Origin of the sequence: Brachybacterium nesterenkovii, from assembly GCF_900163655.1 — a bacterium.
In the GTDB taxonomy this organism is placed as follows: Bacteria; Actinomycetota; Actinomycetes; order Actinomycetales; family Dermabacteraceae; genus Brachybacterium; species Brachybacterium nesterenkovii.
Genome location: NZ_FWFG01000027.1, coordinates 1 through 18,832 on the forward strand (window position 1 = coordinate 1; position 18,832 = coordinate 18,832).

19 protein-coding genes are annotated in these 18,832 nt (G+C 73.7%); all 19 read left to right on the plus strand.

The features are described from left to right. Positions 1-92 precede the first annotated feature (92 nt). The 19 genes from FM110_RS02910 (at position 93) to lepB (FM110_RS02995) (ending at position 18,831) form a co-directional block, all read left to right on the plus strand. A complete protein-coding gene (locus FM110_RS02910; RefSeq protein ID WP_087102507.1) occupies positions 93-1,445 on the plus strand; it encodes a bifunctional folylpolyglutamate synthase/dihydrofolate synthase in 1,353 nt (450 codons plus the stop codon). Beyond that, on the plus strand, positions 1,442-1,891 hold the full coding sequence (locus FM110_RS02915; protein ID WP_234991868.1) for a DUF4233 domain-containing protein: 450 nt from the start codon (positions 1,442-1,444) through the stop codon (positions 1,889-1,891). Before FM110_RS02910 ends, FM110_RS02915 begins: the two co-directional genes overlap by 4 nt. Positions 1,892-1,937: 46 nt before the next feature. Next, complete coding sequence (gene ndk / locus FM110_RS02920) at positions 1,938-2,363, plus strand: nucleoside-diphosphate kinase (RefSeq protein ID WP_087102511.1); 426 nt, start codon at positions 1,938-1,940, stop codon at positions 2,361-2,363. A gap of 141 nt (positions 2,364-2,504) precedes the next feature. Further along, positions 2,505-2,651 (plus strand): hypothetical protein, encoded by a 147-nt coding sequence (locus FM110_RS14055; protein WP_159457960.1) that lies wholly within the window; start codon positions 2,505-2,507, stop codon positions 2,649-2,651. Positions 2,652-2,872: 221 nt separating this feature from the next. Beyond that, on the plus strand, positions 2,873-4,225 hold the full coding sequence (gene ftsY, locus FM110_RS02925) for a signal recognition particle-docking protein FtsY (protein ID WP_087102513.1): 1,353 nt from the start codon (positions 2,873-2,875) through the stop codon (positions 4,223-4,225). 339 nt (positions 4,226-4,564) lie between these two features. Next, positions 4,565-5,959 (plus strand): ammonium transporter, encoded by a 1,395-nt coding sequence (locus FM110_RS02930; protein WP_087102515.1) that lies wholly within the window; start codon positions 4,565-4,567, stop codon positions 5,957-5,959. Continuing rightward, positions 5,956-6,294, plus strand: a complete 339-nt coding sequence (locus FM110_RS02935) for a P-II family nitrogen regulator (RefSeq protein WP_087102517.1) — start codon at positions 5,956-5,958, stop codon at positions 6,292-6,294. Before FM110_RS02930 ends, FM110_RS02935 begins: the two co-directional genes overlap by 4 nt. Before the next feature lie 52 nt (positions 6,295-6,346). Continuing rightward, positions 6,347-8,680, plus strand: coding sequence for a [protein-PII] uridylyltransferase (locus FM110_RS02940; RefSeq protein WP_087102519.1), 2,334 nt, complete (start codon positions 6,347-6,349; stop codon positions 8,678-8,680). A 210-nt stretch (positions 8,681-8,890) separates the two neighbouring features. Then, entirely contained in the window at positions 8,891-10,477 is a 1,587-nt protein-coding gene (gene ffh, locus FM110_RS02945) for a signal recognition particle protein (RefSeq protein WP_087102521.1), read from the plus strand. A gap of 469 nt (positions 10,478-10,946) precedes the next feature. Next, the gene (locus FM110_RS02950; RefSeq protein ID WP_143276226.1) at positions 10,947-11,840 is read left to right on the plus strand and encodes a DUF559 domain-containing protein; all 894 of its coding nucleotides are present in this window, start codon (positions 10,947-10,949) and stop codon (positions 11,838-11,840) included. A gap of 302 nt (positions 11,841-12,142) precedes the next feature. Then, positions 12,143-13,423 carry an amidohydrolase family protein gene (locus FM110_RS02955; protein ID WP_143276227.1) on the plus strand — a complete coding sequence of 427 codons (1,281 nt, stop codon included), beginning with the start codon at positions 12,143-12,145 and terminating at the stop codon, positions 13,421-13,423. A gap of 124 nt (positions 13,424-13,547) precedes the next feature. Further along, positions 13,548-14,105 (plus strand): hypothetical protein, encoded by a 558-nt coding sequence (locus FM110_RS02960; RefSeq protein ID WP_087102525.1) that lies wholly within the window; start codon positions 13,548-13,550, stop codon positions 14,103-14,105. Positions 14,106-14,404: 299 nt separating this feature from the next. Then, positions 14,405-14,884 (plus strand): 30S ribosomal protein S16, encoded by a 480-nt coding sequence (rpsP, locus tag FM110_RS02965; RefSeq protein ID WP_087102526.1) that lies wholly within the window; start codon positions 14,405-14,407, stop codon positions 14,882-14,884. A gap of 1 nt (position 14,885) precedes the next feature. Then, a complete protein-coding gene (locus tag FM110_RS02970) occupies positions 14,886-15,128 on the plus strand; it encodes an RNA-binding protein (protein ID WP_087102527.1) in 243 nt (80 codons plus the stop codon). A gap of 108 nt (positions 15,129-15,236) precedes the next feature. Further along, positions 15,237-15,875 (plus strand): ribosome maturation factor RimM, encoded by a 639-nt coding sequence (gene rimM, locus FM110_RS02975; RefSeq protein WP_087102529.1) that lies wholly within the window; start codon positions 15,237-15,239, stop codon positions 15,873-15,875. 3 nt (positions 15,876-15,878) lie between these two features. After that, the gene (gene trmD, locus FM110_RS02980) at positions 15,879-16,661 is read left to right on the plus strand and encodes a tRNA (guanosine(37)-N1)-methyltransferase TrmD (protein ID WP_087102531.1); all 783 of its coding nucleotides are present in this window, start codon (positions 15,879-15,881) and stop codon (positions 16,659-16,661) included. Positions 16,662-16,944: 283 nt separating this feature from the next. Beyond that, positions 16,945-17,295: a 50S ribosomal protein L19 gene (gene rplS, locus FM110_RS02985; protein WP_087102533.1), complete on the plus strand. Its 351-nt coding sequence runs from the start codon at positions 16,945-16,947 to the stop codon at positions 17,293-17,295. Between the two features lie 43 nt (positions 17,296-17,338). Continuing rightward, a complete protein-coding gene (gene lepB / locus FM110_RS02990; RefSeq protein WP_087102535.1) occupies positions 17,339-17,950 on the plus strand; it encodes a signal peptidase I in 612 nt (203 codons plus the stop codon). Then, the gene (gene lepB / locus FM110_RS02995; protein ID WP_087102537.1) at positions 17,947-18,831 is read left to right on the plus strand and encodes a signal peptidase I; all 885 of its coding nucleotides are present in this window, start codon (positions 17,947-17,949) and stop codon (positions 18,829-18,831) included. The genes lepB (FM110_RS02990) and lepB (FM110_RS02995) overlap by 4 nt, the downstream gene beginning before the upstream one ends. The last annotated feature ends 1 nt before the right edge of the window (position 18,832 follow it).

Sequence of the window (18,832 nt, forward strand, 5' to 3'; positions counted from 1 at the left end):
AAGCGCACGCCCATCGGGAAGATCCTGCTGGGCTCCACGTCGCAGCGCGTGATCCAGGAGGCCCCGTGCCCCGTCGTCCCGCCCCGCCGGTCATGTCCGAAGAGCTCCGCGAGGTCTACGCGGCGCTGCTCGAGCGCGCGCCCGAGAACCGCATCGAGCCGGACCTCAGCCGCATCCGCCGCGCCATGGAGCTCATGGGCGACCCGCAGAACGGGTACCGGACCATCCGCATCGCCGGCACCAACGGCAAGACGACCACCGCCCGCATCATCGAGCGGATCCTGCGGGAGGCGGGCCTGCGGACGGGGCGCGCGACGAGCCCCCATCTGCGCTCGCCCGTCGAGCGCATCGCCATCGACGGCGCCTCGATCTCCGAGGAGGGCTTCGTCCAGGCCTACCGCGACGTCGAGCCATTCATCGAGATGGTCGACGCCGAGTCCCTCGCCGCCGGCGGCCCGCGCATGACCTTCTTCGAGGTCGTCATCGCCATGACCTACCAGGCCTTCGCGAGCGCCCCCGTCGACGTCGCCGTCGTCGAGACCGGCATGGGCGGCACCTGGGACGCGACCGGCGCCGTCGACCCCGACGTCTGCGTGATCACCGCGATCTCCTACGACCACCAGGAGTATCTGGGCGACGACATCGCCGACATCGCGGGGGAGAAGGCCGGGATCCTCACGGCCGACGCCTTCGCGGTCATCGGCTCCCAGCGCTACGCCGAGGCGGCCGACGTCCTGCGCGAGCGCGTGATCGAGCTCGGCGCGCAGGCCGCCTTCGAGGAGGAGCAGATCGCGGTCCTCGAGCGCACCCCCGGCGTCGGCGGCCAGCTGCTGACACTCCAGGGCATCGCGGCGCGCTACGACGAGGTGTTCCTCGGCCTGCTCGGCGAGCATCAGGCGCACAACGCGCTCCTGGCCGTCGCCGCGTGCGAGGCGCTGCTGGGCGACGGCGAGACCCCGCTGTCCTCCGACGTCCTCGTGACCGCGCTCGCCGAGGTCACGAGCCCCGGACGCGCCGAGGTCGCCCGCCAGGCGCCGACCGTCCTGCTGGACGCCGCGCACAACCCCGACGGGGCCGCCGTCCTGGTCGAGACCGTCCGCGAGAACTTCCGCTTCACGCGCACCGTCGGCGTGGTCGGGATCCTGCAGGAGAAGGAGGCCGACCGGATCCTCGAGATCCTCGAGCCGCTCTGCGACGACATCGTCGTCACGCAGTCCTCCTCGCCCCGCGCGATCCCCGCCGATCGCCTGGCCGACATCGCCCGCGACATCTTCGACGACCCCGACCGCGTCACCGAGGCCGCGAGCCTGCCCGACGCCATCCAGGCCGCCGTGGACCTCGCCGAGCAGCGCGGCGGCGAGTTCGGAGGCGTGGTCGTGGCCGGCTCCGTCACCCTGGCCGCGGAGGTCCGCGAGCTCCTGGGCCTCGGCGACGACGAGGCGTGAGAGGGACCCCGATGCCGCTCGACCTCACCCCGTCCGCCCGGCCCCACGGCGCCCAGCGGATGCTCTCGGCGACCACGCTCACGATCGAGGCGCTCGTGGTCCTGTTCGCCGCGCTCGCCGCCCACCAGCTCGTGCCCGAGCACCGCGGCGTGACGTGGGCGCTCGCCGGCTCCACCGGGCTCGCGCTGCTGGCGACCGCCGGGCTGCTGCGCCGCGGCGCCTGGCCCTACGTCCTCGGGGCTCTGCTGCAGATCCCGATGATCGCCATGGGCGCGGTGATCCCCGCGATGTGGGTGCTGGGGCCCGCCTTCGCGCTGCTGTACGTCTACGGGGTGATCCGCGGGCATCGCTGGGACGCGGAGAAGGACGCCGTCGACGCCCGCGTGCTCGCAGAGCGCGCCGCCGAGGACTCCGCTGCGGGCGGCGGGGCGGACCGCGCGAGCTGAGCGGCACCGGCGCGACGCCCGGCGCCGTCCCGGTAGGGTGGCGCCCATGACGACCGAGCGCACCCTGATCCTGCTCAAGCCCGACGCCGTCGAGCGCGCCCTGCGCGGGGAGATCCTTCGCCGCATCGAGGCCAAGGGGTACACGATCGTGGCCCTGGCCCAGCGGACCGCGACCGCCGAGGAGCTCGCCGCCCACTACGCCGAGCACGAGGGCAAGCCGTTCTACGCCCCGCTCGTGGAGTACATGGCCGCGTCCCCGCTCGTGGCCGTCGTCGCCGAGGGCGAGCGCGTCATCGAGGGCTTCCGCTCGCTCGCCGGCACCACGGATCCGACCACCGCCGCCCCCGGCACGATCCGCGGCGACCTCGGCCGCCAGTGGGACGCCCCGGTGTTGCAGAACCTGGTGCACGGCTCCGACTCGCCCGAGTCCGCCGCCCGCGAGATCGCGATCTGGTTCCCCGAGCTGGGCTGACCGCGCTCGATGCCTCGGCTCGTCCGCGTCCGGTGCTCGCGTCGAGCCTTCGTCGGCGCGCACGCCCATGTGGCGCGATGAACACGGCGACGCGCCGCGCGGCGGCGTGACTGCACGGATCCGATCGGCGATGATAAGGCCATGGGACCCGTCATCGCCTTCTTCCTCGCAGCCCTCGCGATCGCCTGCGGTCTCCTCGCCGTGGTCGCCAAGCCCCACTGGGAGCGCCACCGCGAGACGTCCGCGCTCGATCGCCACACCTCGCGCAGCCAAGGCGCACGCTCCTGAGCCCGTCGCGGCCCTGAGCCCGTCGCGGCCCTGAGCCCGTCTCGGCGTGATTCCGTCGCGGCGGTCGCCGGAGCATCCCCGAGGCGCGAGCGCTCCTGACGCCCGCATGCTCTTGACGCCTGAGCGCCCCTGACCGGGCGGGTCGCGTGATCGCAGACCGCACCCCCTAGACTCGTCCGTGGCCGCGCCGCGCCCGGCGGCGCCCGAGCACGGAGGTGGCTGTGGATCCCGTAACCCTCGTCGAGATCGTCGGAGCCGCGATCGGCGGCGTCGCCGTCCTGGGAGGCGGCACCTGGGCGATCCTCCGGGGCCGCGGGAAGAAGCCGTCCGACGACGGCGCCGAGAGCCGCGGCGGCACCGCGACCGCCACCCGGGAGCGCCCCGCCGCCCCCACCTGGTCGGACACCCTCGAGCCGTCGTCCTCCGCCTCCGCGGCCAGCGGCTCGACCGCCGTCGAGGATCGCCCCGACGCCGCGGCCGACGCCGAGACGCCGACCCTCCCGGATGCGGCAGAGCCCACCGGCGCTGCCGTCCGCCCCAACGCGCCCGCGCTGCCCGAGGCCCCCGAGGGCGTCGAGGTCCCCGCGCCCGAGCAGGCCTCCCAGACCCCGCCCCTCGAGGAGCCCGAGCCCGCCGCCGACCGCATGGTGCGCCTGCGGGACCGCCTCTCGCGCTCGGGCAGCATCGGCCGCGGCGTCCTGGGTCTGCTGTCCCGCGACGTGGTCGACGAGGACACCTGGGACGAGATCGAGGAGACGCTGCTGCTCGCGGACCTCGGCCCCGGCCCCACCGACGAGCTGATGGAGAACCTGCGCCGCCGCATGCAGGTCCTCGGCGGCTCCGATCCCAGCGCCGTCCGCGAGGTCCTGCGCGAGGAGCTCGTGGCCCTCGTCGACCCCGCCATGGACCGCCGCCTCGCCGCGACCTCGCAGATTGCGGAGGACGGCACCGTCGTCCCGTCGGCGATCCTCATGGTCGGCGTCAACGGCACCGGCAAGACCACGACCGTCGGCAAGCTCGCGCGCGTGCTCGTGGCCGAGGGCCGCACCGTCGTCCTCGGCGCCGCGGACACCTTCCGCGCCGCCGCCGCGGACCAGCTCGCGACCTGGGGCTCCCGCGTGGGCGTGCGCACCGTCCGCTCCGACAAGGACGGCGCCGACCCGGCCGCGGTCGCCTTCGACGCCGTCAAGGAGGGCATCGCCGAGGGCGTCGACGTGGTCATCATCGACACGGCCGGGCGCCTGCAGAACAAGAAGGGCCTCATGGACGAGCTCGGCAAGGTGCGCCGAGTCACCGAGAAGGCCCTCCACGGGGTGGGGGTGCACGAGGTGCTCCTCGTCCTCGACGCCACCACCGGCCAGAACGGCATGCAGCAGGCACGGGTCTTCTCCGAGGCCGTCAACGTCACCGGCCTGGTGCTCACCAAGCTCGACGGCACCGCCAAGGGCGGCATCGTCGTCAACGTCCAGCGCGAGCTCGGCGTCCCCGTGAAGATGGTGGGGCTGGGCGAGGGCATGGACGACCTCGCCCCCTTCGACGCCCACGGCTTCGTGGACGCGCTCCTCGGCGACTGAGCCGCAGTCCCCTCGGCGGCCCCCGGCCGCGTCGGCACCTCGGTCGGCCCGTTCTCCGCGCCGCGAGCCCAACCGCTCCTCGCGCGCCGCGAGCCCGTCCGGATGCGGTGCCGCATCCGCGCGGCATCCCGCAGCGATCGGCCCGGCCCCGCCTCCTCGGCGCGACCGGGCCGATCCCGTGCCCGATGCGGTCCGCCCTCTGAGACGGAAGGTCACGGAAAGGTCACGGGGCATCCCTGGCGAGCGGCGGCGCCGTGGATGCTCGCATGCTCGGGGCACGGCTCGGCTGGCGGGCCGCGCCGGACGCGTCCGGCTCCGCACGAGGACCCAGGAGCCCGCATGGATCCCTTCACCCTAGACACGGGGGCCACCGCCTGGCTGCTCATGAGCGCCTCGCTGGTCCTGCTCATGACACCCGCGCTCGCCCTCTTCTACGGCGGCATGGTGCGCGCCCGCACCGTGCTCAACATGATGCTCATGTCGTTCACCGCCATCGCGGTCGGAGCGATCGTCTGGACCGTGTGCGGCTACTCGATCGCCTTCGGCAGCGACATCGGCGGGATCATCGGCGACCCGCTGAGTCACCTCGGGCTGCACGGGGAGGACGCCGAATCCCTGCTCGCGGGCTCCGGCGTCCCCTTCCTCGTCGCCGCCGGCTTCCAGATGACCTTCGCGATCATCGGCGCCGCCCTCATCTCCGGTGCGATCGCCGACCGGGTCCGCCTGCGCACCTGGGTGCTGTTCGTCGCCGCCTGGATCCCGCTGTGCTACGCCCCGCTCGCGCACATGGTCTGGGGCGGGGGGATCCTGTCGGGATCCGCGGACTCCCTCGCCGCCTGGATGTTCGGGACCACCGGCAGCGGCGCCGACGCCGTCGCGGCCGTCGCGCCCATCGACTTCGCCGGAGGCACCGTCGTCCACATCAACGCCGGCATGGCCGGGCTGGTCCTCGCGCTCGTCGTCGGCCCCCGCCTCGGCTTCGGGACCGATGCGATGAAGCCCCACAACCTGCCCCTCGTGATGCTCGGCGCCGCGCTGCTGTGGTTCGGCTGGTTCGGCTTCAACGCGGGCAGCGCCGGGACCGCCGACGCGACCGCCGGGCTCGCCTGGGTCACCACCACCGTCGCAACCGCCGCGGCCGCCCTCGGCTGGGCGCTCGTCGAGCGGATCCGGGACCGCCACGTCACCTCGCTCGGCGTCGCCTCCGGCATCGTCGCGGGCCTCGTCGCGATCACGCCCGCCGCCGCGGCCGTCAGCCCGCTCGGCGCGATCGCGCTGGGGGCCGTCGCCGGCGCCGTCTGCGCCCTCGTGGTCCCGCTCAAGCACCGTGTCGGCATCGACGACTCCCTCGACGTCGTCGGCGTGCACCTCACCGGCGGGATCGTCGGCACCGTGCTGGTGGGCCTGCTCTCGGTGGACACCGGCCTGCTGTACGGGCACGGCGCGGCCCAGCTCGTCGTGCAGACCGTCGTCGCGATCGCCGCGATCATCGTCTCGGGCGTCGTGACGCTCGCCATCGCCCTCGTGCTGCGCGCCACCGTCGGCTGGAGGATCACGCCCGCCGAGGAGCGCGCCGGGATCGACATCAGCCGTCACGCCGAGGCCGGATACGATCTCGTCGGCTCCCTCGCCTCGCGGCGGGACCGTCGCCCCGTGCGCATCGAGCCGGCCCCGGCTCCCGCGCCGACCGCCGCCGACCGCACCCCTGCCCCGACCGGAGGAGACGTCCGATGAAGCTCATCACCGCAGTCATCCAGCCCCACGCCCTCGAGGCCGTCACCGACGCGCTGCGCGAGGCGGGCGTCGCCGGCCTCACCATCAGCGAGGTCGCCGGCTACGGGCGCCAGGGCGGCCATACCGAGGTCTACCGAGGTGCCGAGTACCGCATCGACACGATCCCCAAGATCAAGCTGGAGATCCTCGCCGACGACGCCGACGAGCCCGGTCTCGTCGAGGTGATCGTCGCGAGCGCCCGCAGCGGGCGCATCGGCGACGGCAAGGTCTGGTCGACGGACGTCGGCCGCGTCGTGCGGGTCCGCACCGGCGAGGAAGGCCCCGGTGCGCTCTGACCCGACCGCGCCGAGCGCACCGTCGGCTGAAGCGGCCCGGGGCCATCGGGCGTTGCCCGCGCTGCGGCTGGACCATGTCCTCCACACGGGCTTCGGCGGCGACCGCACCGGCCCCCTCCGGCGCGCCGAGCACGCCGACCTCGTCGATGCCTGGCTGGTCGAGCGCTGGGTCGAGGCCGGAGCGCCCGCGCAGGGAGCGGCGCTCGCCGCGATCGGCTCCCTCGGCCGCCGCGACCTGGGGCCCGCGAGCGACCTCGATCTCGTGCTGCTCGTCGATCCCGAGCGCGTGGGGGAGCGGGAGGCCGCCGCGCTCGCCGGGGCCCTGTGGTACCCGATCTGGGACTCCGGAACGTCGCTCGACCACGCGGTGCGCAGCCCCGCGCAGAACGAGGAGGTCGCCCACGACGACCTCCGGGCGGCCATCGCCCTGCTCGACCTGCGCCTGCTCGCCGGCGACGGGGCGCTGGTCGAGGACTCCCAAGCCCGGGTGCGGCGCGTCTGGCGCACCCAGGCGAGGCGGCGCCGCACCGAGCTGATCGACCTCGCCGAGGACCGCGCCTCCCGCTACGCCGCCCTCGCCCACTCCTCGGAGCCGAACCTGAAGTCCGACCGCGGCGGGCTGCGGGACGTGACGATGATCCGCGCGCTCGCGGGAAGCTGGCTCGCCGACCACGACCACGTCGCGGTCGACCGCGCCGCCGAGGTCCTGCTGGACGCCCGCGACGCGCTGCAGGCCGTGACCGGGCGCTCCGGCACGCGCCTGGGGCGCCCGGACCAGGACGCGGTCGCCGCGCTGTGCAGCGTCGACGATGCCGACGACCACCTCGCCCACCTCGCGGAGGCGTCGCGGACGATCTCCTGGGAGCTGCATCGCGGGGTGCGGGCCGCCCAGGCGGCCGCGGCCCCGGGCGGCCGCGCCACCATCGGCACCGGGGCCGAGCGCCGTCCCCAGCTGACCCGGCTCGAGCACGGCGTCGTCGTCCAGGCCGGGGAGATCTCCGTGGATCCGCGGGTCGAGGACCCGGTGCGGGAGCTGGCGGCGGTCCGGCACGCGGCGGTCACCGGTCTGCCGCTCACGGACGCGACGCTCGCCCGCCTCGCCGCGGACCCGCCCGCCCTGCCGCTGACCGTCGCCCAGCGCGACGTCCTCGTCGACGCCCTCGCGGGCCAGCACCTGGCCGACGTCTACGAGGCCCTCGACGTCCACGGCATCGTCACGGCGTGGATCCCCGCGTGGGAGGGGGTGCGCAACCGCCCGCAGCGCTCGCCCGTGCACCGCTTCACCGTCGACCGCCACCAGATCGAGACCGTGCTCGAGGCGCAGGCGCTGCTGCCCCGCGTCGACCGGCCCGACCTGCTGCTCGTCGCCGCCCTGCTGCACGACCTCGGCAAGCGCGCCGGAGCCCGCGACCATGCCCGCGAGGGGGCGCCGCTCGCCCGCGAGGCGGCCCTCGGGCTCGGCTTCTCCGACGCGGATGCCGCCATCGTCGCCGATCTCGTGCGCGAGCACCTCACGCTGGTGGAGACCGCCACGGGGCGGGACCCCTCGGATCCGGCGACGCTCGCGGCCCTGCTCGAGGCCATCGGCGGCGACGCGCGTCGACTCGAGCTGCTGCGCGCGCTCACCGAGGCCGATGCCCGCGCCGCCGGGCCCGCCGCCTGGTCCACCTGGCGCGCCTCGCTCGTCGACCACCTGACGGACCGGGCCCGGGCCTCGCTGGCGGGCTCCCTGGGCGGCCCCCAGGAGTTCCTCGCCCCCCAGCCGGCCGTCGAGCGCGCAGTGCTGGAGGCCGTGCGGCGCACCGGCGCCGCCCAGGTGCTCTACCCGGCGCCGACGGGGGAGGGCCACGTCTCGCAGATCTGCCTCGGCGCCCCCGACGCCCCGGGCGTGTTCGCCGCGATGGCCCGCGTGCTCGCGCGTCACCGCATCGACGTGCGCTCCGCCGTCGTCTCCACGATCGACGGCGTGGCCGTGGACACCTGGTGGGTCAACGGGCGCCCCGCGGACCTGCCCCATCCCACGGCGCTGCGCTCCGCCCTGGCCCGGGAGATCGCGCGGCGCACCGACCCGGCCGCGCGCGTCCTCGACGTCCCGCCCGGCGCCCCGGCCCGCACCAGCGAGGAGATCCCCGTGGTCACCCTCCTGCCGGGGGCCTCCGACGGGGCCACCGTCATCCAGGTCAACGCCGCCAACCGGCCGAGCCTGCTGGCGGACGTCGCCGAGATGATCACGGCCCACCGCCTGAACGTCCGCAGCGCGCACGTCGTCACCCTCGGACGCCGCGCCGTCGACGTGCTCTACGTGACCGACGCGAAAGGCCGCGAGCTCGAGGCCCCCGTCGTCGGACGTCTCATCTCTGCGCTCATGGACGCCGCCTCCGCCTGACCCCTCCGCCCGACCCTTCCGACTGCCTCCTGCTTGGCCCCTCCGCCTGACCATTCCGCCTTCCTCCTGGCTGGCCTCTCCGCCTGCCCCCTCCGTCGAACGCCGCACAGCGCGGCGAGGCCTCGCCCACACGGCGCAGCGGTGGGCCGGGGGAGGGCGCGCGGCGCTGGCTAGACTGGTGCGGTTCCGACACCAAGGGGAAGCGCAGACGTGTTCAACAACCTCTCCGATCGCATCACCGCGTCCCTCAAGGGGCTGCGCGGCCACGGCCGCCTGTCCGAGGCCGACGTCGACAAGACCATCCGCGAGATCCGGCGCGCCCTGCTCGACGCCGACGTCGCGGTTCCGGTCGTCCGCGAGTTCACGGGGAAGGTGCGCGAGCGCGCCCTGGGCGAGGAGGTCTCCAAGGCCCTGAACCCGGCCCAGCAGGTCGTCAAGATCGTCCACGACGAGCTGATCCAGGTGCTCGGCGGCGCGACCGGCGAGCTGCACTGGTCCAAGAACCCGCCCACCGTGATCATGCTCGCGGGCCTCCAGGGCGCCGGCAAGACCACGCTCGCGGGCAAGCTCGCGAAGTGGATGAAGGACCAGGGCCACACGCCGATGCTGGTCGCGGCGGACCTCCAGCGCCCCAACGCCGTCACCCAGCTGCAGATCGTCGGCGAGCGCGCGGGCGTGCCCGTCTTCGCGCCCGAGCCCGGAAACGGCGTCGGCAACCCGGTGCTGGTGGCGATGAACGGCGTCTCGAACGCCCAGTTCCAGCAGCACGACGTGGTGATCGTCGATACCGCCGGCCGCCTCGGCGTCGACGAGGAGATGATGCAGCAGGCGCGGGACATCCGCGACGCGATCCATCCCCACGACACCCTGTTCGTCGTCGACGCGATGATCGGCCAGGACGCCGCGCGCGTGGCCGAGGCCTTCCGCGACGGCGTCGGCTTCACCGGCGTGGTGCTGTCCAAGCTCGACGGCGACGCCCGCGGCGGCGCCGCCCTGTCGATCACGGGCGTGACCGAGCGCCCCATCCTGTTCGCCTCGACCGGCGAGCAGCTGGGCGACTTCGAGCGCTTCCACCCGGACCGCATGGCCGGGCGCATCCTCGACATGGGCGACGTCATGTCGCTCATCGAGCAGGCCGAGCGGACGTTCGACCAGGCCCAGGCCGAGAAGATGGCGGGGAAGCTCGCGAGCGGAGAGGACTTCACGCTCGACGACTTCCTGACGCAGATGCAGCAGCTCAAGAACATGGGCAGCCTCAAGAAGATGCTCGGGATGCTCCCGAACATGGGGCAGTACCGCGAGCAGCTCGAGAGCTTCGACGAATCCTCGATCGGCCGCATCGAGGCGATGATCCAGTCGATGACGCCCGCCGAGCGCCGCGACCCCAAGCTCATCAACGGCTCGCGCCGCGCCCGCATTGCCAAGGGCTCCGGCACGAGCGTCGGCGAGATCAACCAGCTGCTCGAGCGCTTCAAGCAGGCCCAGCAGATGATGCGCTCCATGGGCGGCGGCATGCCGGGGATGCCGGGCATGCCGGGCGCCGGTTTCGGCAAGAAGAGCCGCGGGCGCCAGGCGCCGCAGGGCCCCAAGAAGAAGGCCAAGTCGAAGAACCCCGCCAAGGCCGCGCGCGAGCTCGCCGAGGCGGAGAAGAAGGCGCAGGAGTCCAAGGGCTCCGCGTTCGGCGGCGGCCAGGTCCCGCAGGGCGGCCACTTCGGCGGCGGCCAGATGCCCGACCTCTCCGACATCGACCCGAACCAGCTGCCCAAGGAGCTGCGGGGGATGTTCGGCGGGCGCTGACTTTCCTGCGCCGGCGGGCGCTGACCCGGCGGTCTGCCGCCCGCGGGCGCTGGCCCTCCTGCGCCGGCGGGCGTTGCCCCTCCTGCGCCGGCGGGCGTTGCCCCTCTGCGCCAGCGGGCGTTGCCCCTTCCGCGTCGGTGGACGCTGACCGTCCCGCTTCATTGGGCGCTAGCCCTCCTGCGTCGGCGGCGTGCCCCGCGGTGGGCAGCGGCGCGGGTGGGTCGGCGGTGTGCTCCCGTGGGGGCGGTGCCGGTTCCGGGATGATGCCCCTCGCGGTGCCGCGTGGGATGAGAACCTCGAAATGAGCCGTTCAGACGGCTCACTTCGTGTGTCTCGCGGCCCGAAATGGCTCATTTCCGCGTTCTGGTCAGATCCGACCAGGCCGCCAACGCTTCCTCCCCACGCCGACTTCTCCACCGGGCCTCCCGATCGAGCGCGGCTCCGGGTCTGCACCGCCTAGCGTCCGGGCATGGCCTTGCACGCTGACGATCTGGAACCCGGGCGCGTGTACACCCGTGCGGACCTCCTCGAGCGCGGCGCGCACTCGCGTCTGTTCACCTCGGGCACCCTCCTCCGGGTGCTCCCCGGCTGCTACACCCGCGCCGACGCCCCGGCATCGCTGCACGAGATCGCCCGCGTCCTCCAGGTGCGCCGGATGCCCGGTGCGACGATCAGCCACGAGAGCGCGGCCGAGCTGCTGGGGCTCCCGCTGCCGATGCATCTCACCCGTGCAGGCGGCGCGCTGATCCACTGCCGAAGCGGTGCCGGCGGGCGGGTGAGGCGCGGCCGCCTCGTGCATGCCCACCCGTCGGACCCGCCGCTGCGCTATCGCGTCCGCGGTCTCCTCGTCTCGCATCCGGTGGTCGTCCTCCAGGAGCTCACGGCGCGGATGACGCACAACGAGAGGGTCATCGCCCTCGATGCCCTTGCGGGTCGGGGGACCGCGATCCCGCAGATGCCGCTCGCTCGGATCCGGGAGGTGGCCGCCGACCTGCAGGGCCGTGGAGCGCAGCGCGTCCGCGATGCGGCCGGCGATGCCCGCGAGCGCGTGTGGTCACCGATGGAGACCCGCACGCGGCTGCTCCTCGTCCGGGCCGGGTACCCGGAGCCGACGCCGAACCTCGAGGTGCGCGATCCGCTCACGGGATCGCTCGTGATCCTGGATCTCGCCTTCCCTGTCCTCCGGGTCGCCATCGAGTACGACGGCGATCAGCATCGTGTCGACCGTGCGCAGTGGCGGCGCGACAGGCACAAGGACGAGATGCTGCACCGGCTCGGCTGGGTCATCCTGCGGATCACCGCCGATGATCTACGGGTCCCGGATGCGTTCTTCCTGCGCCTGTCCGCGGCGCTCGAGCGGTGACCGGAGGGGTGGAGGAACCGGCGTTCGCTCGGTCCCTCGCCGAGATCGTCGAAATGTGCCACTTCTGCGGCTCGTTTCCTGTGTCTCGAGGCGCTGTTCGGCTCGTTTCGTCGATCTCGTCGTCGGGGCAGACGGGGGGTGCGGCGTGGCGAGTCGTCAGCCGTCGCGAGAGGGGGACGCTGGTGCTGGTGCTTCCTCCTCTGCGGTATGGCGGCGCCCTGCGGTCTCGATCGAGGTGGGGGCGCCCGCCTGGGGCGGCGCATGCCCTGGTCGCGAGCGGGGCACGATGGGAGACTGGCCCGATGGACGACACGTCGACGGCGACCACGCCCGCCGCCCCTGGTCCCGAGGACCTGCCCGCAACCGCATACGGTCCCGAGGACCTGTCCGCCCATGTCGCCGCCTCCCGCCGCCGCGCGACCGAGGCCCCATACTCCGCGCCGGATCCGACAGGCGGGCCCGTCGTCCACCTGACCGGGCCGATCATCATCGGCCCCGATGCGGAGCTGCCCGAGGCCTGGGTGGTCGACGGGCGGATCCGCCATGAGCGCCCCGACCTGCCCGCGGGCGCCGAGGTGCGCCGCATCGACGGTTTCGTCGTCCCCGGTCTCGCGGACCTCCACTGCCACATCGGCATCGGCGACGACGGGCGCGGCACGAGCCTCGCCGAGGCCCGCGCCCAGGCGCGCACCGACCTGGCCACGGGCGTGACCCTCATCCGCGATGCCGGCTCGATCATCGACACGAGCCCGCTCCAGGCCGAGCCGGGCCTGCCGCGGATCATCCGCCACGGCCGCCATGTCGCCCGCACCCGGCGCTACCTCATCGGCTATGCCCACGAGGTCGAGCCCGAGGAGCTGGCCGACGCCGTCGCCGCCCAGGCCGACGCCTCGGACGGCTGGGTCAAGCTCGTGGCCGACTGGATCGACCGCGGCGCCGGCGACCTCACGCCGACCTTCGACGGCCCCGCCTTCGCCCGCGCCGCGTCGGCAGCCCACGAGCACGGCGCCCGGATCACGGCGCACACCTTCGCCGAGGACACGCTGCCGCTGCTGCTCGACGCCGGCTTCGACTGCCTCGAGCACGCGACGGGCCTGACCGACGAGACGATCGCGCGAGCGGCCGCCGCCGGTGTCCCCGTCGTCACGACCCTCGTGAACGTCGGGCATTTCGAGGACTACGCCGTCCAGGGCGAGGCCAAGTTCCCCGACTACGCGGCGCACATGCGACGCCTGCGGGAGCGGCGGTACGAGCGGACCCGGGACGCCCACGACGCCGGGATCCGCCTCCTGGTCGGCACCGACGCCGGGGGAGTGCTCGGCCACGGGATCGTCCACGACGAGCTCGACGAGATCGCCGCCTGCGGCATCGATCCGCTCGGAGTCCTCGATGCCGCGATCTGGGGGCCCCGGGAGCTCCTCAGCGCGCCCGGCCTCGAGGACGGCTCCCCGGCGGACCTCGTGGTGGTCGAGCAGGACCCGCGGACCGACCACCGGGCGCTGCGGGAACCGGGGATCGTGATGGTCGCAGGACGGATCGCCGTCGAAGCCGGGGCGATGGCAGGGCTGCGGACGGGACGATGACCGAGGAGGGGACGATGCACGAGGCACTGGCGCGGATCGCTGAGCAGATCGAGGGGACGCGCTTCCCGACGGCCCGCGATGCGAACCGTACCGTCCGGCTGATGTCGACGCCTGGTGCGATGCCATGGCCGATCGTCTGCGCAGTGCCGGCCCCGCGGACCGCGAGGAGCTCTCCGCTCATGCCCGCGACGCGCGCTTCGCGACCATGGGCTTCGGGCGCGGCTACGCATGCGAGGACGTCGACCTGTTCCTGAACGGTGTCGTCGTCGGCATCGCCGAGGCCGTGTCGCCGGCGGCCGAGGCTGGGGCCGGGGTGGGGTCTGCGGCCGAGCCGGCAGCGTTCGCCGAGTCGTTCCCGGAGGTAGACGCCGCGGGGCCGCCCGTCGTGGACGAGACACCGACCTCGCGGGTGGCGGCGATCCTGGACGAGGCGTTCCCCGCTCCGATCGGCGAGGACGACTACGAGGTCGCGGACATCGAGGCCGTCGTGGCCGAGGTCCGCACGGCGCTCGCCGGGGGAAGGGAGGAGGCCGATCGCTGCGTCGCCGCCCTCGCCGCCCTGACCGCGGCACGACCCCGACAGGCCGCCCCCGGCATCGGCGGCTGGGACCGCGAGCGGGTCGACGCGGCGCTCATCGCCGTCGCCGAGCAGCTCCGCAGCGGCGCCGAGCGAGCGGGCTGAGACACTCCATCCGTCGGCAGCGCCCCGTCGCCCCGTCGCCCCGTCGCCCCGTCGCCCCGTCGCGCCGTCCATCGCTCCGTGCCACCGCGGCCCGGGCGGTGTGGAGCGGGGCACATCACGCAGTGAGCCCGGGGCGAGCGTCTGGCACCCCCGCCGCGGCCCTGGCATACTGGTCGGCTGTATGCGTCCTGGCCGGCCCTCTACCCGCCGGGACGCGGCACCCCGAGCATCGACAGCGCCCGCATGACCCCACAGGCAGCGTCGAGGCTCACCCGAACATCTCCGAAGGAGCGCCACACGTGGCCGTCAAGATCCGTCTGAAGCGCATGGGCAAGATCCGTGCACCGTACTACCGCATCGTCGTGGCCGACTCGCGCAAGAAGCGCGACGGCGCCGTGATCGAGGAGATCGGCAAGTACCACCCCACCGAGAACCCCTCGGTCATGGAGGTCGACTCCGAGCGCGCGCAGTACTGGCTCGGCGTCGGCGCGCAGCCGACCGAGCAGGTCGCCGCGATCCTCAAGGTCACCGGTGACTGGGCCAAGTTCACGGGCGAGGGCGACACCGCCGGCACCCTGAAGACCGCCGAGGCCAAGACCTCCGCCGAGGATGCGATCGCCGAGGCCGACAAGGCCGCCGCCGCCAAGCGCGAGGAGGCCGCCAAGGCCAAGGCCGAGGCCGAGAAGCCCGCCGAGGACGAGGCCGCCGAGTCCGCCGATGAGGCCCCCGCCGCCGAGAGCACCGAGGAGGCCGCCGAGGCGACCTCCGACGAGGCCTGACATGAGCGCTCGCGCCGAAGCCCTCGACCACCTGGTCCGCGGCATCGTGGACAACCCGGACGACGTCCGCGTCGCCGAGAAGTCCACGCGGCGCGGCCCTCTGCTCGAGGTCCGGGTCAGCCCCGAGGACCTCGGCCGCGTCATCGGCCGCAGCGGCCGCACGGCCCGCGCCCTGCGCACCGTGACCAGCGCCCTGTCCGATGAGCCGATCCGCGTCGACATCGTCGACGTCGACCGGCGCTGAGGCCACGCACCCGAGCATGATCGCGAAGGGCGGCACCGACCACCGGTGCCGCCCTTCGCGCATCCCCGCCCCGTGATCGCTCCACCGACACACCCCAGGAGATTCCCGATGACCTCTGTGCACGTGGTCGTGGCGACCGTCGGCAAGGCCCACGGCCTGCGCGGCGAGGTCGCGCTCATCCTCCGCACCGACCAGCCCGCCGAGCGCCTGGCAGCCGGCACGGCGTTCTCCGTCGACGCCGACGGCGCTCCGGACACCCTCACCGTCGCCTCGACCCGCACCCAGCAGGGCCGCTGGTACGCCCGCTTCGCCGAGGTGACCGGCCGGACCGAGGCGGAGGCCCTGCGCGGCGTCGACCTCGAGCTCGAGCTCGACCGCGAGGAGGAGGCCCAGGAGGACCCCGACGCCTGGTACCCCTCCGAGCTCACAGGCCTGACCGTCCGCCACGTCGATGGCCGCGACCTCGGGGTCGTCGTCGACCTCGAGCACTACCCGGCCCAGGACATGCTCATCGTCCGCGCACCCGGCCGCGGCCGCGTCATGCTGCCCTTCGTCGCCGAGCTCGTGCCCGAGGTCGACGTCGAGGCCGGCATCGTGCTCGCCGATCCTCCCGGGGGCCTCTTCGAGGACCTGCCCGAGGACGACGACGAGACCTCCGAGGGCGCGGGGCCCTCCGAGGACACGCAGTCCCCTGAGGACACGCAGTGCCCCGAGAGCACGGAGTCGCCCGAGAGCACCGGGGTCTGAGCCGTGCGCATCGACGTCATCACGATCTTCCCCGAGTACCTCGCGCCGCTCGAGCTCTCCCTCATCGGCAAGGCCCGGCGCGACGGGCTCGTCGACCTGCGCATCCACCAGCTGCGCGACTTCACCCACGATCGCCACCGGACCGTCGACGACACCCCGCTGGGCGGCGGCGCCGGAATGGTCATGAAGCCCGAGCCGTGGGCGGAGGCCTTCGCGGCCGTCCTCGCCGACGGCCGCGCTGCGCTCGGCGAGGACGCGAGCCCGCTCGTCATCTTCCCGAACCCGGCCGGGGAGCCGTTCGCGCAGGCCACCGCGCAGGACTGGTCGACGCGCCCGTGGCTCGTCTTCGCCTGCGGGCGGTATGAGGGCATCGACGAGCGGGTCTACGAGCACCTGGCCGATGCCGGCATCGAGGTCGCCCTCGCGAGCCTGGGCGACTACGTGCTCAACGGCGGGGAGGTTGCGGTCCTCGCGATCACCGAGGCCGTGGTGCGCCTGGTCCCCGGGGTCGTCGGCAACGCCGCCTCCCTGGTCGAGGAGTCCCACTCCGACGGCCTCCTCGAGTACCCGCTGTACACGCGGCCCGCGGCCTGGACGGGGCCCGACGGGACCGTCCGCGAGGTGCCCGAGGTGCTGCTGTCCGGCAATCACGCGCGCATCGCCGCCTGGCGCGCCGAGCAGTCGCTCGCCCGCACGGCCGAGCGCCGGCCCGACCTCATCTCCTGTCGCGAGGGAGCGCAGCAGCACGGGGCGGGTGACGCACCCGACACGGCCGTGAGCGCCTGACCAGCGCTTCCACTGCCGTCGCGTCTTGCCGGGCCCGCGCGGCGCTGGCACAATGAACCCTCGTGCATGCCGCGCGCATCCCTGCCTCAGGGGAGATGCGCACGAAGCGGCCGGGCAGGTCCGTCGCGATGGGAGTCGCGGCCAGAGGCCCAGCACACCGGCAGTGCCTGACGCGCGCGAGCGCAGGGCGCGACCCGAACGATGGTCCGCAGCGGACGGTCGGCGATCGCCGACCGACCATCTGAGCACGCGTCCGACCTGAGGCGGAGGCTGGAGAGAGAACATGCAGAAGCTCGATGAGCTCGACAAGGCGCAGATGCGCGACGACGTCCCCGACTTCCGTCCGGGCGACAACGTCAAGGTCCACGTGAAGGTCGTCGAGGGCAACCGCTCCCGCATCCAGGTCTTCCAGGGCTACGTCATCGCCCGCCAGGGCGACGGCATCCGCGAGACCTTCCGCGTCCGCAAGGTGTCCTTCGGCGTGGGCGTCGAGCGCGTCTTCCCGGTGCACGCCCCCACGATCGACAAGATCGAGGTCATGACCCGCGGCGACGTCCGCCGCGCCAAGCTGTACTACCTGCGCGGCCTCACCGGCAAGAAGGCCCGCATCAAGGAGAAGCGCTCGCACTCCTGATCCGCGGCATCCCCCGGATCGTCTCGAGCGACGAGAACAGCGCGTGACCGCACCCGCCCTCCGCGGCGAGGACGAGCACGCCCCGCGACGGCGGCGGCCCCTCAGGGTCGCCGCCGTCGTCGTCATCGCCGTGCTGCTGGGCGTGCTCGGCGTCCGGCACTTCGTCGTGCAGACGTTCTGGGTGCCCAGCTCCTCGATGGCCCCGACGCTCGAGGAGGGGGACGTCCTGCTCGTGGACCGGACCCAGCGGGGCACCGCCCGCCGGGGCGAGGTCGTGGTCTTCGACGGCACCGGCTACTTCGGGCCCGGGGAGGACGGCCGCCGCTACTGGGTCAAGCGCGTGATCGGCGTGGGCGGGGACCGGGTGCGCTGCTGCGACGATGCCGGGCGCATCACGGTCAACGGCGCCGTGCTGGACGAGCTCTACCTCGCCCCGGGCAAGGCCCCGAGCGATGTGCCCTTCGACGTCGAGGTTCCCGACGGCGCGATGTTTCTGCTGGGGGATGCCCGCGCCGACTCCGCGGACTCGCGCGATCACCTCGGCTCGCCGGGCGGCGGGATGGTGCCGCGCGAGCGCGTCGTCGGTGAGGTCACTCGCATCGTCTGGCCGCTCGCGCGCTCCGGGCAGGTGCCGTCGATAGGATCGCCAGGATGAACGAGACCAGCACCGCGCCCGACTCGGACGACACCGACTCGGTCGGCACCGACCCGCGCAGCCTCGACACGGAGGGCTCCGCGGCGGAGGGCGTCGCGACGGACGGCTCCGCGTCGGAGTCGAGCGACTCCCCGGACACCGCCGGATCGCGCTCGAGCGCGCGCTCGGCGAGCTCGCACGGCCGTCGCCGCGCCCGCCGCCGCAGCTCCTGGCTCGACTACATCGTGACCCTCGTGGTCGCGCTCGTGATCGCCGTGCTGGTCAAGACCTTCCTGATCCAACCGTTCTTCATCCCGTCCACCTCGATGGTCCCCACCCTCGAGACGGACGACAAGATCCTCGTCTCCAAGCTGACGCCCGGGGTGTTCGACCTCGAGCGCGGCGACGTGGTCGTGTTCGAGGACTCGCTCGGCTGGATCGCCGATGATCCCGGCCGGGCCGACACCGCCCGCTACAAGGTCTCCAAGGTGCTCAGCTACGTGGGCCTGGCCCCGGACCCGGGGGAGGACCACCTGGTCAAGCGCCTGATCGGCATGCCCGGCGATCACGTCGTGTGCGCCGAGGAGGGCGGACCGTTGCAGGTCAACGGCGTGACGCTCGACGAGCCGTACATCAATCCGGACAACGGCGCGTGCCAGTACGCCTTCGACGTGACCGTGCCCGACGGCAAGGTCTGGGTGATGGGGGACAACCGCTTCAATTCGGCGGACTCCGCATACCACGATCATGAGCTCATGGCCGCAGGCCAGGACCCCTCGGCAGCCTTCGTGCCCGAGTCCGACATCACCGGCAAGGCCGTCGTGATCATGTGGCCCGCGACCCGCTGGACCGGTCTCGGCGGCGGCGAGGACACCTTCGCCGACGTCCCGGACCCCGCCTGAC

Excerpts from the sequence above, each read along its gene's own strand:
- FM110_RS02910 (WP_087102507.1), top strand. The coding sequence starts at position 93 with ATGTCCGAAGAGCTCCGCGAGGTCTACGCGGCGCTGCTCGAGCGCGCG.
- ndk (WP_087102511.1), top strand. The coding sequence starts at position 1,938 with ATGACGACCGAGCGCACCCTGATCCTGCTCAAGCCCGACGCCGTCGAG.
- FM110_RS14055 (WP_159457960.1), top strand. The coding sequence starts at position 2,505 with ATGGGACCCGTCATCGCCTTCTTCCTCGCAGCCCTCGCGATCGCCTGC.
- FM110_RS02930 (WP_087102515.1), top strand. The coding sequence starts at position 4,565 with ATGGATCCCTTCACCCTAGACACGGGGGCCACCGCCTGGCTGCTCATG.
- FM110_RS02935 (WP_087102517.1), top strand. The coding sequence starts at position 5,956 with ATGAAGCTCATCACCGCAGTCATCCAGCCCCACGCCCTCGAGGCCGTC.
- FM110_RS02950 (WP_143276226.1), top strand. The coding sequence starts at position 10,947 with ATGGCCTTGCACGCTGACGATCTGGAACCCGGGCGCGTGTACACCCGT.
- FM110_RS02955 (WP_143276227.1), top strand. The coding sequence starts at position 12,143 with ATGGACGACACGTCGACGGCGACCACGCCCGCCGCCCCTGGTCCCGAG.
- FM110_RS02960 (WP_087102525.1), top strand. The coding sequence starts at position 13,548 with ATGGCCGATCGTCTGCGCAGTGCCGGCCCCGCGGACCGCGAGGAGCTC.
- FM110_RS02970 (WP_087102527.1), top strand. The coding sequence starts at position 14,886 with ATGAGCGCTCGCGCCGAAGCCCTCGACCACCTGGTCCGCGGCATCGTG.
- rimM (WP_087102529.1), top strand. The coding sequence starts at position 15,237 with ATGACCTCTGTGCACGTGGTCGTGGCGACCGTCGGCAAGGCCCACGGC.
- rplS (WP_087102533.1), top strand. The coding sequence starts at position 16,945 with ATGCAGAAGCTCGATGAGCTCGACAAGGCGCAGATGCGCGACGACGTC.
- lepB (WP_087102537.1), top strand. The coding sequence starts at position 17,947 with ATGAACGAGACCAGCACCGCGCCCGACTCGGACGACACCGACTCGGTC.